We start from the raw sequence: 17,854 nt of genomic DNA on the forward strand, positions 1-17,854 counted from the left end.
TAGCTAATAAATAAATTAAAAAAAATGAAAAAAAGTATATTCTTATTGTTGATTGCTGCAGTTTCCGCTTTAGGAGGTTTGCTATTTGGTTATGACACAGGTGTTATTAATGGAGCTCAATTTTATCTTACAGAGTATTTTGAATTGAGTGATGGGTTAAAAGGTTGGGTTGTTGGAAGCGCACTATTAGGTTGTTTTGTTGGTGCTGTTATTGCAGGACCTTTAAGTATAAAAATAGGGAGAAAATGGTCGTTAATCATATCAGCTATCTTCTTTACAGTTTCTGCGTACGGTTCGGGTTTACCAGAGCTTTTCCCTCAATCAGTATCAATGTTGGTCGTTTTTAGAATTATAGGAGGATTAGGTATTGGTGTAGCGTCAATGAATGCACCAATGTACATTGCTGAAATAGCACCATCTAATATTAGAGGACGTATGGTAACTTATTATCAATTAGCAATCGTAATTGGGTTTTTTGTCGTGTTTTTAGCTACATATTTTATTGGGAATGATTTAAGTGAATCAGAAAACATACAATATGGATGGCGTCGTATGTTTTGGTCAGAATTAATACCGAGTATATTATTTTTAGTGTTATTATTTATTGTTCCTAAAAGTCCGAGGTGGTTAGCTCTAAAAGGAAAAGATGAAGATGCATTAACCATTTTAAAAAAAATAAATGGAGAGGATATAGCTTTAGAGGAAATGGCAAAAATTAAAGCATCACTAAATGAAACTAATGATGGAATTAAAGTTAATTATTTTGCTAAAGCAATTTTAGTAATTATCGCCATTGGTACAGTGCTCTCAGTATTGCAACAGTTTACAGGAATAAATGCAGTTTTATATTATGGAGCAGACATTTTTGAAAAAGCGCTTGGCTTTGGAAAAGAGGATGTACTTGCACAACAAATACTATTGGCTTTTGTTAATTTAGTATTCACTTTTGTAGCAATGTTTACTGTAGATAAATTTGGTAGAAAACCATTACTTTACATTGGTTCTGCAGGAATGATTCTTGGTTTTTTACTTTTAGCAATTACCTTGCAAACAAATAGTGTTGGTGTGTTATCATTAATTGGAGTTTTACTTTTTATTGCCTCATTTGCATTATCCATGGGACCTGTAGTTTGGGTGCTGTTGTCAGAAATGTTTCCAAATAAAATTAGAAGTGTTGCCATGTCTGTTGCCGTAGCAGCACAATGGGCTGCAAACTATGTTGTTTCACAGTCTTTTCCAGTTGTCATGGGAAGTGAAGTTAATAATAGCGCAGCATGGAACGGTTCATTGCCATACTATATTTTTATAGCCTTTATTTTAATTATAGTATTTGTAACGTATAAATTTATTCCTGAAACTAAAGGAAAAACTCTTGAAGAGATTGAAGACTTTTGGAAGTAATATCTTCCAAGCAAGTGTAACTATTAAAAATGCGTTTATAAAAAACTTAAGCATTACTTAATACTAAATAAAAAAAGCCTTGATTATCCAAATGATATTCAAGGCTTTATAGTAAATTAAAGTGGTCCCACTTGGGCTCGAACCAAGGACCACCTGATTATGAGTCAGGTGCTCTAACCAACTGAGCTATGGGACCAATTGATACAAGTATCAATCTTTTCTCTTTTAAAAGAGTGTGCAATATTACTACATATTTTAAAACTCTACAAGAATTTAAAGCAATTTACGAGTCAATCTCTTGACATAACTCTATTAAAACACCATTTGTGGCCTTTGGATGTAAAAAAGCAATCAATTTATTATCGGCTCCTTTCTTAGGTTTTTCATGTATCATTTTAAATCCTTCGCCTTTTAAACGAGCAATTTCTTTTTCAATATTGGCAACTGCAAAAGCAATGTGATGAATCCCTTCTCCTTTTTTTTCAATGAATTTTGCAATGGGACTATCTTCATTAGTTGCCTGTAACAACTCTATTTTATTAGGTCCATTCTTAAAAAAAGATGTGATGACACCTTCACTTTCTACCGCTTCAGTTTTGTAATGTTTTTTTCCAAAGAGTGCACCAAACAACTCATTTGATGCTTCAATATCTTTTACAGCTATACCTATATGTTCTATTTTTTCCATGTGAAACTCTTTTCAGTTTCCGTGAAAACGGAAATCTCATTAATATTTGAGTTTCAAAGTTAACATAATCCTTAATTATCGCCTATTTTTGCAGTTGGAAACCAAAACCTGGTTTTATTTTTGATAAAGTCGTTATATTAGTAAGTACAGATGAAGATGTCATAACGACTTAAATTTATAATTATGGAAGAATTTACTCAAAGACAGAAAAAAATTGGCGGACTTTTACAAAAAGATCTTGCAGATATATTACAAAAAGCAGCTACAGATGGCGGAATGCGTGGCGTTATCATTTCTGTGAGTAAAGTTAACGTAACCACAGACTTATCGGTTGCAAAAGTATACCTCAGCGTTTTTCCTAACGGAAAAGGGAAAGAACTCATTGAAGGCATTCGCTCAAACACACCTTTAATTCGTCATGAAATGGCGCAACGCACTAAAAATCAATTACGTCGCATGCCTAATCTCGAATTTTTTATTGACGACTCGTTAGAATATATTGACGGTATTGAACGTTCTCTCAAACGTGAAGAAGACCCAATTAAAGAAGCCGATCTCTTGGCGAAACGCAAAAAGAAATAATATAAATTGAATGTCGCTCTTTACATAGCAAAACGGTATCTGTTTTCTAAAAGCAGCAATAATTCTATAAATATCATGACCATTATTGCAGCTTCTGGTACAGTAATTGCCGCTGCTGCACTGTTTATTGTGCTTTCAGGTTTTGCAGGATTAAAAAACTTTAGTCTAGAATTTTCATCTTTTGTAGATCCAGATTTAAAAGTGTTTCCTAGTGAAGGAAAATCTTTTATGTTCTCAAATGAAGACGCTCTTAAAATTAATGACATCCCAGGAATACACAGTTTTTCTAAAACCATTGAAGAACGCGTTATTTTAGAGTTTGATGGTAAAAAACAAATCGTTACCATGAAAGGTGTTGATGACAACTTCACCAAAGTAACTGCGATTGATTCTATGATTTACTACGGAAATTGGCTAGAACCAGGCACCAATCAAATTGTTTCAGGTGGAGGCATTTCTAACAAACTATCTTTTGGTGTTCTTGATCTCACTAGAAATCAAAAAATCTATGTCCCAAAACCTGGAAAAGGTCAAATCACATCTGTAAAAGGCGCTTTTAATTCCGTACTAGCCTACAATATTGGCATTTTTGATATTAATGTAGAACTCAATAACGAATACATTTTTGCTAATATCGACACAGCACGATACCTTCTTAATTATGATGAAGCTCAAGTATCATCAATAGAACTAAAATTAGAAGACGAAGCCAACGAGGTTAAAATTTCCGAAGCATTAAAAACTATTTTTGGAAATCGTGCCATCATCAAAAATAGAGCTCAATTAAACGACGCACTTTACAAAATGCTCAACACCGAAAATATGGCTGTTTATCTTATTTTTACTTTAGTTATTATTATCGCGCTTTTTAATGTTGTTGGTGCGTTAATCATGATGATTTTAGATAAAAAAGCCTCCTTAAACACACTGTTTAATTTAGGAACAACAACAAAAGAAATCAGACGAATTTTCTTTTTACAAGGCAGTTTAATGACTGTTCTCGCTGGTACAATAGGATTAATTCTAGGGTTTGTAATTATCTTTTTGCAACAACAATTTGCTCTTATTATGCTAACGCCTTCATTGCCTTATCCAGTAGAAATTAAGGGTATCAATTTTATAATTGTTATGGTAACAATTTTTGTTTTAGGAATTTTAGCATCTAAATTAGCATCGCAGCGCATAACTCGAGAATTAGTGAAAGGATAACGATGTAAGCATTAATCAGTCATCAGTAGGTACTAAATCAACTTCATGACTCAGCGATATCAAGAAAACTGATGATCGCCAAATAACTCTAAAACCTCATCAAATGCAGCAAATACATCTTTAGAGTCGTCACTGGTTACCATTTTCATTCTGTGTTCTTTAAAGTTTGGAATCCCTTTAAAGTAATTTGTATAATGACGTCGCGTTTCAAAAACACCTAAGCGTTCGCCTTTCCAATCAATAGACATTTGAAGATGTCGTCTAGCCGCATCTACACGCTCTGCCATAGAAATTGGATCTAAATGTTCACCTGTTTTAAAATAGTGTTTTACTTGTTTAAAAAACCAAGGATTACCAATGGTAGCTCGACCAATCATACAACCATCTAAACCATAACTGTCTCGCATTTCCATAGCACGTTCAGGCGTATTAACATCGCCATTTCCAAAAACAGGAATATGCATTCTAGGGTTGTTTTTTACAGCCGCAATAGGTTTCCAATCTGCATCACCTTTATACATTTGTGCACGTGTTCGTCCATGAATAGAAATCGCTTTACAACCAACATCTTGTAAGCGCTCAGCAACCTCAACAATTTTTATAGAGTCATGATCCCAACCCAAACGTGTTTTTACGGTTACAGGTAAATTGGTACGTTTTACCATCTCGGCAGTGAGTTGTTCCATAAGGCAGATATCTTTTAAAATACCTGCTCCTGCACCTTTACTCACAACTTTTTTTACAGGACAACCAAAATTAATGTCTATAATATCTGGGTTAGAACGCTCAACAATATCAATAGTTTGCAGCATACTCTCCATATTGGCACCAAAAATTTGGATCCCAACAGGTCGTTCTTTTTCGTAAATATCGAGTTTCATCACGCTTTTTGCCGCATCACGAATTAAACCCTCGCTAGAGATAAACTCAGTGTACACCACATCTGCTCCTTGCTCCTTGCATAATGCTCTAAATGGTGGGTCGCTAACATCTTCCATTGGAGCTAACAACAACGGAAAATTTGGAAGTTCTATATCGCCTATTTTTACCAAACTCAATTTATTTTGCGTAAAATTAGGGTTTTTATTCAGCATAAAAAAAACCTCTACTTAAAGTAGAGGCTAATTATAATATTTTATAACTTTCTAATTAATCAAAAGGTATTGGCAGTTTAAATTGACCATCTGTAATTTCAATGACGTCACTTGGATCATCTACGTTATATAATTTCATTGTAAAATTACCTTCTAACAATTGCTCAATTTGTAATGTTTGAGCTCCAAATGTAACATTGTTGTTTACAGAGCTTGTAATTTCAAATGTACTTCCTGTTTGGTCTCCACCTAATGAACTATAATATACATCACCTGTAGAATCAAATGTAAATTGTGCACTTACATCTCCTGTAGAACCAGAAACAACATGGTCACTCACTGCATAATCATAATAACTTACAGGAAAAGCATCATTAAAAGTTTGAGAAGCACTCTCCTCTGATCCACATAAATAAAAACGAATAAAATCAAAAGACATACTTGGTCTATTCTCAGTTTCAAATTCAGGATACACACCAATAGCATAATTTAAACCTCCAGTATCTGGATAATAAGCACAGGTTGTTGTGATAGAATTTCCAGAAAGGGATAAATAATAATCTGCAGTTGTAGCTGATTCTAATTGACCATAAACAAACGATTCGCCATTCACTTTACCCGAAATAAAATAAAGATAGTCATCATTATTAACTGAAGGGTCTGAACTTGAAGAATCATCACTGCTACAAGCAGTCAATAAAATAGCAAAACATAAAGTGCCAAGAAGTTTTAATTTTTTCATAAATAGAGTTTTTATATATTAACATCTAACAAATCTAGAATTTTTCATACAAAAACCTAGTTTCACAACCATAAATTGATTTTAAATTGCAAATCCCATTCCAACCAGAACTCTTTGGTATTACGCTAAATACTCACTTAATATTAGAGTATCTTGCGTTTTTTATTGCCTTTCGATATTATGTGATTTTACGTCGCAAAGGTGACGATCATATAAATTCTGGAAATCGGTTATCTATCATCCTTGGTGCAACTTTAGGTGCTTTGATTGGCTCTCGCTTCATTGGGATTCTCGAGAACCCTTTAGTTGATTTTTCCGCAGAACATATTATAAACCTTCTCAATACCAAAACCATTATGGGTGGTTTATTTGGTGGTTTGCTTGGTGTTGAGCTGGCTAAAAAAATTATTGGTGAGCAAGCTTCATCTGGAGACTTATTTGTTTTCCCTATTATTCTAGGCATTTTTATTGGTCGCGTAGGTTGTTTCCTTTCTGGTATTAATGAATTTACCTACGGAAATGTAACAACTTCAAGTTTTGGAATGGATTTAGGAGACGGTCTCTTACGACATCCAACCTCGCTTTATGAACTCATTTTTTTAGTGATGTTATGGTTAGGATTACAATTTCTACATAAACGTGCCAACCTGAAAAATGGAGAACTTTTTAAGCTTTTTATGCTGGCCTATTTTGGATTTAGATTTGGTATTGAATTTTTAAAGCCAAATGTTTTTCATGTGTTTGGGTTGAGTACAATTCAGCTTTTATGTGTAATTTGTTGGTTGTATTACAGCAAATTTTTAATTCAAAAACTAAACAATGCCAGTTAGAAACTATACCTACTACGATTTTACAATGAGTTTATGTCCAGAATGTTTACGACGAGTGGATGCTAAAATCGTTTTTGAAAACGGAAACGTGTACATGCTCAAACGCTGTAACGAGCATGGGAATTCTAAAGTCCTTATTGCTGATGATATTGAGTATTATAAAAACATTAGAAACTATAATAAACCTAGTGAAACACCATATACGTTTAATACAAAAACCGATTATGGTTGCCCTTATGATTGCGGTTTGTGTCCAGACCACGAGCAGCATTCGTGTTTAACGGTTGTTGAGGTTACAGATCGCTGTAATCTTACGTGTCCGACGTGTTATGCTGGTTCATCACCCACTTATGGTCGTCATCGTACTTTAGATGAAGTTAAAGCCATGTTAGATACTATTGTGAGAAATGAAAAGGAGCCTGATGTGGTGCAAATTTCTGGAGGAGAACCAACAATACATCCGCAATTTTGGGAGATTATGGATTATGCAAAATCACTGCCTATTCGCCATTTAATGCTCAATACCAACGGTATTAAAATTGCTAAAGATTTTGCTTTCGCAGAACGACTAAAAACCTACGCTCCAGATTTTGAGATCTATCTTCAATTTGACTCCTTTGAAAATGCTGTGTTACGAGAATTACGTGGTGCAGATTTAACTGATATTAGAAAACAAGCTATAGATAACCTCAACACTTTAAACCTATCAACCACTTTGGTTGTTACGCTTCAAAAAGGATTGAATGATGGTGAAATAGGAAAGATTATCAACTATGCCTTAAAACAAAAATGTATTAGAGGTGTCACATTTCAGCCTACACAAATAGCAGGTCGTTTAGATAATTTTGATCCAGAAACAGATCGAATGACCTTAACCGAAGTGCGACGTAAAATCATGGAGCAAACCTCTATTTTTAATAGTGACGATTTGCTACCAGTACCTTGCAATCCTGATGCTCTAGTGATGGGTTATGCTTTAAAATTGGGAGATGAAGTATTCCCTTTAACACGCTATATAAATCCTAATGATTTGTTAGATAATAGCAAAAACACTATTATTTACGAGCAAGACGAACAATTACAAGGCAAAATGATTGAGTTGTTTAGTACAGGAAATTCAGTAGAAAAGGCTGAGGAAAACCTTAAATCTATCATGTGCTGTTTACCAAATATTGATGCGCCAGAGTTGGGATATGATAATTTATTTAGAATCATCATTATGCAATTTATAGATGCTTATAATTTTGATGTAAGAGCTATTAAAAAGTCATGTGTGCATATCGTTGATAAAGACAACAAAATTATCCCTTTTGAAACCATGAATTTATTTTATCGCGATGATAAAAAAGCAAAATTAGAAGCACTTAGAAACGAAATTAAATGATATCTTTAATTCTAGATAGAGCAGATGGTTATGCGCTAGTTCTCATAATTATTGTTTTGATTTTGCTCTTGTTACCTGTTTTTTTATTTCTAATTGGATTATTTCAACTTAAAAAACATAAAAAAAGAGGACAGATAATTTTAATAATTGCCACAGTATACACATTTTTGAGTATTATAATTTGGGGTAATTTAATTTTTAACAACTAGAAACCATGTTTTTATCACCAAATATGAATTTTGACGGTTTGTTTATCATGATACTATTAATCATGTTTGGCCCAGGAATTTTATTAACTATAATTGGTATCGCTGTTTATGGTAAAAACAAAAAAGCAGCAAAAGTACTTTTTATTATTGCTGTTGTGTATACTATAATTAGCCTTGGGCTTTGCGGTGCACTTATGAGTGGTTTTTAAAAATATTTAACACCCAAACACCATAAAAGCCTAAAAACAATTCTGCAACGGTACCAAACACATAACCAAATGTTGGTAGGCCATCAAGAATAATACTCAATACTCTTCCAAAACCTAAACCTAGCATAAAAATGATATTTGTAAGAAGTGCTGTTTTGAGGTAATGAGACTTAAAAATGCCTAAAATCCAAATTACAGAAAATCCCAAATACAAACCCATTATAGCTTTATGGAAATTGCGCTCATCAACCGTTTCAACATACATGTCAAAACTTAAACTGGGTTCAAAACCATACACAAAAGCCACAGGAATCACAATACATACTGAGATGAATAAGTGAATTTTAGTGATGATGTCTTGTTTGGTTTTTAGCATATTTATGATTTCATGTCATTTAGAGCGCTAGCGAAGAATCTTTTTGTTTTAATGTATTAGAGATTCTGCAGTCGTGTCTCCTTCAAAATGACAAATAACTAATTCAAAACTCAATATCTTTTTCTACCTCAGCGTCATCACGTTTGACAATCACTTTTGTTGTATCACCAGTATCAAAAGTAGATAACGCTCGCATATAACTCATCATATCTGTCACCAAACTATCTCCAAGTTTTATGACAATATCTCCTTTTTCAAGACCTGCTTTTTGTGCTGGTTTGTCTTCACTTACACCATCAATTCGCATGCCTTTTCCATCAAAAAGATAATCAGGAATGACACCTAAACCAACTTTAAATCGTGGTACATCTTCGCTTTCATTTTTTGTTTTTCTGAAAGGTAACTTACCATTATCATCTAGATCTGAAATAATATCAAAAATGTAAGATGAAATCGTTGCCATCCCTTCGTAATTTAACTTCTCAGTATCATCACCTGGTTTATGATAATCTTCATGCTGACCTGTAAAAAAATGTAATACAGGAATATCACTATTGTAAAAAGATGTGTGATCACTTGGTCCAACACCAGATTCGTTTTCTATGATTTTAAACTTAGAGTTGTTAGCTTTTATCACTTGCTTTAAAATTGGAGATGTGCCAACACCATAAACCGCTAGCGTACTATCTTGCTTTAAACGACCAACCATATCCATGTTGAGCATTAGGTTGGCTTTTGATAACTCTATAGTAGGATTTTTATTAAAATAATTAGACCCTAATAATCCCATTTCTTCACCAGAAAAAGCCATAAATAAATAGTTGTTGCCTGTGTTCGCCGATTTTAACTTTTCAGCTAAATTGAGTAAAACCGCTACTCCACTTGCATTGTCATCTGCTCCATTATGAATTTCTTTCTTTTCACCTCTAAACAACGAGCCTTCTGCTCCATAACCTAAATGATCATAATGCGCACCAATAATAATTGTATTTTCGGCTTTATTATCTAAAAACCCAATGACGTTTGTTCCTGTAATGGTACTATCTCCATCAACAACAGTGTAGTTTATTTCTTGATGCGGATCAGTTTTTGGCTTAAATGAAAACGCTTGAAAATAACCTTTAGTACCTTTTTCTTCTAGGCCTAAATCTTCAAAACGTTTTGCTATATAGTTTGCTGCTTTAAGTTCACCATCGGTTCCTGTTTGGCGTCCTTCTAGTTTATCATCTGCCAAAAAGGCGACATCTTCTTTAATTGTTACTGATTTAATGTTTTCTTCGGAATTTGTCTTGCAAGCCGTCAAAACCGTCAAAAAAATGACAATAATTAGGTAATTAGTACGCATATATCTTAATTTTACACAAAATTAAGTAAATAATTCAATCATACCTACAACCTTACAGTAGAAACAGAATTTATGAAATACACTATTTTAGCCATAATAGCATTTGCAGTTTTGAGCTGTAAAAACGAGCCTAAAACAGCTTCCGAAGAAAAAAAAGTGAAACAAACTGAAGTTTTAGAAGCTGGTAAAGACGCGTTAATCTATCCTGAAGAAAAACATTTTAAAGCCATTAGGCAAGTCACTTTTGGTGGAGATAATGCTGAAGCTTATTGGAGTTTTGATGATAAGCAATTGGTTTTTCAATCTAATAGTAAAGCATGGAACGTCAATTGTGATCAAATGTTTTTGATGAATGCTAACCAAACATTTACAGACAGTATTGCGCCTCCAATGATATCTACAGGAAAAGGTCGTACAACTTGCGCTTATTTTTTACCAGATAATAAACATATTATTTATGCTTCTACACATTTAGAGCAAAAGGAATGTCCCGATACACCTTTACGTAAAAACGGGAAATACATCTGGCCAATCTACGATAGCTACGATATTTTTGTGGCCGATTTAGAAGGTAATATTGTAAAGCAATTAACTAATGAAGTTGGTTACGATGCTGAACCTACAGTATCTCCAAAAGGTGATAAAATTGTATTTACCTCAACAAGAAGTGGTGATTTAGAATTGTACACTATGAATATTGATGGTAGCGATGTGAAACAAATTACTAACGAATTGGGTTATGATGGTGGTGCTTTCTTTTCTCCTGACGGAACAAAACTTATTTTTAGATCTTCTCGTCCTAAAACAGAAAAAGAAATTAAAGAATACAAAGATTTATTAGCTGAAGGCTTAGTTGAACCAACCGAAATGGAATTATACATTTGTAATGCGGATGGAAGTGATTTACGTCAGTTAACCGATTTAGGAAACGCAAATTGGAGTCCGTTTTTTCATCCTTCAGGAAATAAAGTTTTATTCTCTTCAAACTTTGAAGCAGAACGTGGTTTCCCCTTTAATTTATACTTAATTGATATTGATGGTAAAAACCTAGAACGTGTCACTCATGGTGAAACATTTGATGCTTTTCCAGTGTTTTCTAATGACGGAAAATATTTAGCTTTTTCATCTAATCGTAATAATGGAGGTGGACGCGATACAAACTTGTTTATTGCAGAGTGGCAAGATTAACCTCAATACCTTTGAAAAAAGACATTCTTTAAATTATAGATTCGTCACTACGCTTTGACAAACAAAATAGTGACGATACAAGCTATTGTTAAACTATAAAAAACATTAATTTTTTGCTTTATCTAAACGATCTCGCTCATCTGTGTTAGATGAACGTTGATTTGTTTGAAGTCTTGTGTTTCCAAATTTATAACGAAAACCTAGTTTAATGTAGCGTGTATCTACATCACGTAAACTTGAGTTAAACTGATTTTGATATCTTGTACTAGCCTCAGGATCTTGCATATTGAACAAATCACTAACCGCTAAAGAAAGCACTCCTTTGTTTTTTAATAGTGTTTTAGAAATCGCTAATTCTGAAAATAACTGATTTTCTACGGTTTGAAACGCTTGAAGATTTTTACTGCTATAGGTTAAAGTAAACGTCGCATTTAAACTGTTATCTTTTAAAAAGGTCCAATCATTTTGTAATACTGAAAAATTAGACCATTGGTCTTGCTTTACAAAACCATTTCCAAAATTGGTTTCTTCCTCAAAATTGTAAAACGAAGTTACTGCATAAATAGACCAACGTTCATTAACATTAAAATAAGTTAGAAAATCAAAACCAAACTCTATCGTTTTATCAAAATTAACACTTATGTATTCTATAATGTTGGTGTCATTATTTTGCCTTGGTATTTCAGATATTGCACCATCAAAATTTTTATAATACGCTTCAATGGTTAATAAATCACTAAACAAAGTCGTTCCTATAACGGCATGGTCTGTAAAGGTTGGTACTAAATTTGGGTTACCTGAAATCACATAACTTTCGTTTAAGAAAAATTGAAACGGATTTAAATCTGCATATCCAGGTCGTGTGATACTGCGTTTATAATTAGCATATATGTTGTATGTATCGCTAATATTATATTGCACACTCGCATTAGGAAACCACTCTAAATAATCTTGAGTGTTAACCTGACTTGTGGATAGAGAAACACCTTCAATATTGGTTTGCTCAGCTCGTAAACCTGCATTTATACTCCATTTTTCGGTGTTTAAGGCATAATTGGCATAAGCCGCATAAATGTGTTCATCGTAATCAAAAACATCTGAATTTAAATTATCAATAGTTTCAGTTCCTGTAGTTATATCTATATCAAATTGCGTGATGTCGCTCTCTGTTTTTATATTAGAAGTTTTGATACCAGCTTCAAATTCAGAATTATCGTTTATAGGTAAACTATAATCCAATTTAGCAGCCAAAATTTGCGTGTCTTGATTAGCATGAGTATTAAAAGCAGAGACATTTTGAAAATCATTATTACTATCAAAAAAATTACTCACTACGCCTTGATTCCTTTCGTAATTATAAGTTGTAAAATGACCATTAACAATCAATGATCCCTTGGTAAGGTCGTGTTTAAAGTTAAAATCAACACCTATGTTATATTTATTGTCTCGTGATAAATTATCTGCAGTAAAACGCGACAAGAAATCATTATTTACATCTGTAATTTCGGTATTATTACTTATACTATATTTAAAATAAGGAAGATATAGCGTATTTGTAGAAACACTTAAAGTATTACTATCATTGATAAAATAATCAAAATTAGCATTGAGATTGTGTGTTTCTTTCCAAGTATTTCTATTGGTTAGTGAGCGCCAAGATTCATTTAAAGCATTAGTATCATCTAAATAGTTAACGGTATCCTCACTATCTCTATTTAGTTTATCTTTTGAATAGTTATAATTAACATTAAAACTAATGTCCTTATTTTTGAAAAAATGGTTTGTTCCAACATCATATCTAGGAAAAACACCTTGTGTAAAATTTGTTGATACCGAACCTCTATAACCTGCAATAAGGTTTTTACTCATAACGATATTCAACACCACTCCACTTTCGGCATCATATCTCGCTGAAGGATTTGTAATCACTTCTATAGATTTAATAGAATTAGCAGAAGACCCTTCTAAAAGTTGAGTCAAATCATCTGATGATAAATGTACTTTCCTATCATTAATATAAACCGTAGGATTAGAATTTTTAACCGTAATCTCGTCACCCAATACCAATACTCCAGGTGTACTTTTTAAAACTTGAAGCATACTACCTTCTATTAAAGCCGTATTTTCTATATTAAAAACAAGACGATCAGCTTCACGTATTAGTGTTGGTTTTTTAGCAGTTACGGTCACTTGATCTAAGTTTTCTATATCGTCTTCTAATAAAATTGTTTTTAAATCTAAGCTTCCGGTAAGTACAATTTTTTGTTCGTAGCTTTGATAACCAATAAAACTAACTTTAATGAAATAAATATTTCGATCTAAATTATTTAAATTAAAAAAACCGTTAACGTCTGTAGATGTGCCATGTAAAACTTCGGTTTGATCCTCATTAAATACGATAATAGTTGCAAACTCAATGCCTTTATTATTAGCGTCTATAATCGTTCCAGAAACCGTATATTCCTGACCAATGCTCGAATAAGAACACAAGAGTAATACAGTCAGGATATAAATGAATTTCAAAATTAGTTTAGGTTTAGTATTGCAAGATAACATTTGTTTTTGAAATCTTTTTATGGTTTTTCTATACTTAAATGCTTTTTGTAAACATTAATGATATTATATGCATAATAATTCGATTATATTTGCGAATCATTAAGGAGGTGAATTAGAGTTTATGAAGAACATTAGAAATTTTTGCATAATAGCACATATTGATCACGGTAAGAGTACACTAGCAGACCGTTTATTAGATTATACAGATACTGTAACAGCTCGTGAAAAACAAGACCAGCTACTAGATAGTATGGATTTAGAGCGTGAACGTGGGATTACCATTAAATCACATGCCATTCAAATGGACTATGAATTTGAAGGCGAAAAATATGTACTCAATCTTATTGATACACCTGGTCACGTTGATTTCTCTTATGAAGTATCTCGATCTATTGCAGCTTGTGAAGGTGCTTTATTGATTGTAGATGCAGCTCAAAGTATCCAAGCTCAGACGATTTCAAACTTATATCTAGCATTAGAAAATGATTTAGAGATTATTCCTGTACTTAATAAAGTAGATTTACCAAGTGCAAATCCTGAAGAAGTTACAGATGATATTGTTGAACTTTTAGGCTGTGATCCAGAAGAAGTAATTCATGCTAGTGGAAAAACAGGTTTTGGAGTTGACAATATTTTAAAAGCAATTATTGAGCGTATTCCTGCGCCAAAAGGTGATGTAGATGCGCCTTTACAAGCCTTAATTTTTGATTCGGTTTATAACACGTTTAGAGGAATTGAAACCTATTTTAGAGTGTTTAATGGTGAAATTAAAAAAGGCCAAAAAATAAAGTTTGTCGCTACAGATAGAGATTATTTTGCAGATGAAGTTGGTACATTAAAATTAAATCAAGTCGCTAAAAAAAGTGTAAAAGCTGGTGACGTTGGCTATTTAATTACTGGTATTAAAACAGCAAAAGAAGTAAAAGTTGGAGATACCATAACAGATTTTGCCAACCCAACAACTAATATTGTTGACGGGTTTGAAGACGTAAAACCAATGGTATTTGCTGGTATTTACCCTGTAGATACCGAAGATTACGAAGAGCTTCGTAACTCTATGGAAAAACTGCAATTAAATGATGCGTCCTTAGTGTTTCAACCAGAAAGCTCTGCTGCTTTAGGCTTTGGTTTTCGTTGTGGATTTTTAGGAATGCTTCATATGGAAATCATTCAAGAACGTCTAGAACGTGAGTTTGATATGACGGTAATTACAACGGTTCCCAATGTATCATATCATGCCTACACAAATAAAAATCCAGACGAAGCTTTTATTGTTAATAATCCTTCAGATTTACCAGAACCAACAACAGTAAATCGTGTTGAAGAGCCGTTTATTAAAGCTACAATTATTACAAAATCTGATTTTGTTGGTAATGTGATGTCTTTATGTATTGAGAAACGAGGTATGATTTTAAATCAAACTTATTTAACTCCAGAACGTGTTGAATTAACATTTGAAATGCCGCTTGCCGAAATTGTTTTCGATTTTTACGATCGCCTTAAAACAGTGTCTAAAGGTTATGCTTCTTTTGATTATTCACCTATAGGAATGAAAGTCTCTAAATTGGTGAGATTAGATATTTTATTAAATGCACAAACCGTCGATGCACTTTCTGCATTAATACATACAGACAATGCTCAAAATATTGGGAAAAAAATGTGTGAAAAACTGAAAGAACTCATCCCAAGACAACAGTTTGATATTCCAATTCAAGCTGCCATTGGAGCAAAAATTATTTCTCGTGAAACTATAAAAGCCTTACGTAAAGATGTAACTGCAAAATGTTATGGTGGTGATATTTCTCGTAAACGTAAGTTATTAGAAAAGCAGAAAAAAGGTAAAAAACGTATGCGTCAAGTAGGTAACGTAGAAATACCTCAACAAGCATTTATGGCTGTTTTAAAATTGAACGATTAACACAAACGCCTTTGCAAAAAGGCGTCTTTTAATCTAAAAAATGTCATCTATCTATTTAAAAATTGTTTAAATTTCTATGGCTTCGGAAATAGGATAGACTGTACAATGTTGTCTTTTTCATTTACAAAACCTACACGTTTTTACTAACCAAAACGGTACACCTTTTAAAAGACGTCATTATAACGCGTTCATATTTCCGAAGAAAATTGAACTCTTTTTTAGCGTATTTACGAAATCATATACAAAGAAATTTAAGACATGATGTACTAAGCCTCTTCATTTGCGACCTCTTCAACATCAAAAGGTTTTCCTAAATATACCAAATGCCAATGTTCGCCTATCTCTTTAACATCTTTATTATAAGAGGATATAATATGAATTTCAGATTCATCATCTTTAATAAATAATGGGATGATGTCTTTATCATTATCTGAGACTTCAATTAAGTTCTCATAATGCGCTTTATCTCTTAATTCAATTTCTTGTATACTAGGGAATTTTCTAACCGTATTATTGAGCGATGTAAAATCGTCTGTTTGAGAAAACAAACCTTCTTTAGGATTATTGTTATTATCACGCATTTCATCAACACTTACTAATCTAAAAGATCCATTTTCACCAAATTGCTTACTAAATTTATTAATGGCATATGTATTAATATCATTACTTCCTGTTAATGCCATTAAATAACCAACATCGTTTAATTCGATATTATCCATTAAGGTATCAGAATAAATATTTGTATTTATGGCTTCAAGACCTAGTTCTTTAGCTTTTGAAATATTACTAGGATTGCTGTCTATTAACACTACGTGCCTGCCATGGGTTTCTAAATAATGCCCAATAAGTCTTGATACTTTTGAAGCACCAACAATTAAAATACCATTAGATTTTGCTAAAAACACACCAATCAATTTAGCAAATAAACGTGCTGTAGTGGCATTTAGTAATACAGTACCTAAAACAATCATAAACACCAAAGGCGTAATGTATTCTGCACCAGGAACACCTTCTTTTGCTAATTTTAATCCAAAAAGTGATGCAATACCAGCAGCTACAATACCTCGTGGACCAACCCAACTAATAAACAATTTTTCATTAAATTTTAATGAAGAACCATGTGTGCTTAAAAACACACCTAAAGGTCGAATAATAAAAACAACAGCAGCAAATAACACAGCTGTTTTCCAGGTATAAATTAAATATAAATCGCTCATATTTATATTGGCAGACAATAAAATAAATAAGATAGAAATTAATAATACACTTAATGATTCTTTAAAGTACAGCAGTTCTTTTAAATAAGGTGCATTTGAGTTTCCTAAAACCATTCCCATAACAACAACAGCTAATAATCCAGACTCATGTGCAAAAGTATCTGCCAAAACAAAAACACCTAAAACAGCTGCTAACGCAAACACATTTAATAAATAATGAGGTACTAATTTTTTGTTTATAATTAAGTTCATAGCGTGTGCAAATGTGAACCCAAACGTGGTTCCAAACAGTACAATTTTTCCAAATTCTATGAGTGCTGTTTTTGTAAATTCTCCTCCACCATCAACACTTATAAATTCAAATACCAAAACGGCTACCAATGCTCCAATAGGATCTATTAAAATACCTTCCCATTTTAAAACGGCAGAGATATCTTTTTTTAAGGGGATGTTTCTTAAAATTGGTGTAATTACTGTTGGTCCAGTCACAATAATTAGACCTGAGAATAAGTATGAAATCTCCCAACTTAAATCAAACGTAAAATGAGCAACAATAGCAGCACCAAAAAATGTTACAATTGATCCTATAGAAATTAACTTTGTAATTACAGGTCCTACATTTTTAACTTCACTCATTTTAAGCGTTAATCCTCCTTCAAAAAGTATAACACTTATGGCTAAAGAGACAAAATAGAATAAACTTTGTCCAGGAAAAAGTCCCTCTTCTCCATTCCAAATGGGCTCTATCCATTTTGTACCATCATGACTTAAAAACTCTGCCGCAATTGGTCCTACTAGAAGTCCAATTAAAATTAAAGGTAAAATTGCTGGAATTTTAAATTTCCAAGCGAACCATTGTGCCAATATTCCTAGTATGATAATTCCTGCTAATTCTAACATGTAATG

15 protein-coding genes and 1 tRNA gene are annotated in these 17,854 nt (G+C 32.8%); 8 read left to right on the forward strand and 8 right to left on the reverse strand.

Features of this window, described 5'->3' with window-relative positions; all coding sequences use genetic code 11:
- Positions 1-24: 24 nt before the first annotated feature.
- A complete protein-coding gene (locus TD29_RS05860) occupies positions 25-1,401 on the forward strand; it encodes a sugar porter family MFS transporter (RefSeq protein WP_040279550.1) in 1,377 nt (458 codons plus the stop codon).
- A 122-nt stretch (positions 1,402-1,523) separates the two neighbouring features.
- Here the strand turns inward: TD29_RS05860 and TD29_RS05865 are convergent.
- Together TD29_RS05865 and mce are read right to left on the reverse strand one after the other, a co-directional pair.
- Positions 1,524-1,597: transfer RNA gene (locus tag TD29_RS05865), tRNA-Ile, on the reverse strand.
- Between the two features lie 87 nt (positions 1,598-1,684).
- Positions 1,685-2,089 carry a methylmalonyl-CoA epimerase gene (gene mce / locus TD29_RS05870; RefSeq protein ID WP_040279551.1) on the reverse strand — a complete coding sequence of 135 codons (405 nt, stop codon included), beginning with the start codon at positions 2,087-2,089 and terminating at the stop codon, positions 1,685-1,687.
- 183 nt (positions 2,090-2,272) lie between these two features.
- On the opposite strand from mce, the gene rbfA reads away from it, so the two are divergent.
- On the forward strand, positions 2,273-2,671 hold the full coding sequence (gene rbfA, locus TD29_RS05875; RefSeq protein ID WP_040279552.1) for a 30S ribosome-binding factor RbfA: 399 nt from the start codon (positions 2,273-2,275) through the stop codon (positions 2,669-2,671).
- A gap of 75 nt (positions 2,672-2,746) precedes the next feature.
- Positions 2,747-3,880 carry an ABC transporter permease gene (locus TD29_RS05880; RefSeq protein ID WP_084203403.1) on the forward strand — a complete coding sequence of 378 codons (1,134 nt, stop codon included), beginning with the start codon at positions 2,747-2,749 and terminating at the stop codon, positions 3,878-3,880.
- Between the two features lie 59 nt (positions 3,881-3,939).
- On the opposite strand, the gene dusB is transcribed toward TD29_RS05880, so the two are convergent.
- Together dusB and TD29_RS05890 are read right to left on the reverse strand one after the other, a co-directional pair.
- Positions 3,940-4,932, reverse strand: a complete 993-nt coding sequence (dusB, locus tag TD29_RS05885) for a tRNA dihydrouridine synthase DusB (protein WP_040279687.1) — start codon at positions 4,930-4,932, stop codon at positions 3,940-3,942.
- Positions 4,933-5,029: 97 nt separating this feature from the next.
- Positions 5,030-5,716 (reverse strand): hypothetical protein, encoded by a 687-nt coding sequence (locus tag TD29_RS05890; RefSeq protein ID WP_040279554.1) that lies wholly within the window; start codon positions 5,714-5,716, stop codon positions 5,030-5,032.
- 86 nt (positions 5,717-5,802) lie between these two features.
- On the opposite strand from TD29_RS05890, the gene TD29_RS05895 reads away from it, so the two are divergent.
- The 3 genes from TD29_RS05895 (at position 5,803) to TD29_RS05910 (ending at position 8,348) form a co-directional block, all read left to right on the forward strand.
- Complete coding sequence (locus TD29_RS05895) at positions 5,803-6,546, forward strand: prolipoprotein diacylglyceryl transferase (protein WP_040279555.1); 744 nt, start codon at positions 5,803-5,805, stop codon at positions 6,544-6,546.
- The gene (locus TD29_RS05900) at positions 6,536-7,930 is read left to right on the forward strand and encodes a radical SAM protein (protein WP_040279556.1); all 1,395 of its coding nucleotides are present in this window, start codon (positions 6,536-6,538) and stop codon (positions 7,928-7,930) included. The genes TD29_RS05895 and TD29_RS05900 overlap by 11 nt, the downstream gene beginning before the upstream one ends.
- A gap of 214 nt (positions 7,931-8,144) precedes the next feature.
- A complete protein-coding gene (locus TD29_RS05910; RefSeq protein ID WP_040279558.1) occupies positions 8,145-8,348 on the forward strand; it encodes a hypothetical protein in 204 nt (67 codons plus the stop codon).
- On the opposite strand, the gene TD29_RS05915 is transcribed toward TD29_RS05910, so the two are convergent.
- Positions 8,332-8,724, reverse strand: coding sequence for a DUF4345 domain-containing protein (locus tag TD29_RS05915; protein ID WP_040279559.1), 393 nt, complete (start codon positions 8,722-8,724; stop codon positions 8,332-8,334). The genes TD29_RS05910 and TD29_RS05915 overlap by 17 nt on opposite strands.
- A gap of 103 nt (positions 8,725-8,827) precedes the next feature.
- Positions 8,828-10,069 carry a M28 family peptidase gene (locus tag TD29_RS05920; protein WP_040279560.1) on the reverse strand — a complete coding sequence of 414 codons (1,242 nt, stop codon included), beginning with the start codon at positions 10,067-10,069 and terminating at the stop codon, positions 8,828-8,830.
- 72 nt (positions 10,070-10,141) lie between these two features.
- On the opposite strand from TD29_RS05920, the gene TD29_RS05925 reads away from it, so the two are divergent.
- Positions 10,142-11,257: a TolB family protein gene (locus TD29_RS05925; protein WP_040279561.1), complete on the forward strand. Its 1,116-nt coding sequence runs from the start codon at positions 10,142-10,144 to the stop codon at positions 11,255-11,257.
- Between the two features lie 105 nt (positions 11,258-11,362).
- On the opposite strand, the gene TD29_RS05930 is transcribed toward TD29_RS05925, so the two are convergent.
- Positions 11,363-13,780, reverse strand: coding sequence for a TonB-dependent receptor domain-containing protein (locus TD29_RS05930; RefSeq protein ID WP_241485228.1), 2,418 nt, complete (start codon positions 13,778-13,780; stop codon positions 11,363-11,365).
- Positions 13,781-13,934: 154 nt separating this feature from the next.
- Here TD29_RS05930 and lepA point away from each other — a divergent pair, with 154 nt between their 5' ends.
- Positions 13,935-15,731: a translation elongation factor 4 gene (gene lepA / locus TD29_RS05935; RefSeq protein WP_040279562.1), complete on the forward strand. Its 1,797-nt coding sequence runs from the start codon at positions 13,935-13,937 to the stop codon at positions 15,729-15,731.
- Positions 15,732-15,997: 266 nt separating this feature from the next.
- Here the strand turns inward: lepA and TD29_RS05940 are convergent, their stop codons facing one another.
- Positions 15,998-17,848 (reverse strand): cation:proton antiporter, encoded by a 1,851-nt coding sequence (locus TD29_RS05940; RefSeq protein ID WP_040279563.1) that lies wholly within the window; start codon positions 17,846-17,848, stop codon positions 15,998-16,000.
- Positions 17,849-17,854: the final 6 nt, after the last annotated feature.

Origin of the sequence: Psychroserpens damuponensis (assembly GCF_000826655.1) — a bacterium.
Taxonomy (GTDB): Bacteria; Bacteroidota; Bacteroidia; order Flavobacteriales; family Flavobacteriaceae; genus Psychroserpens; species Psychroserpens damuponensis.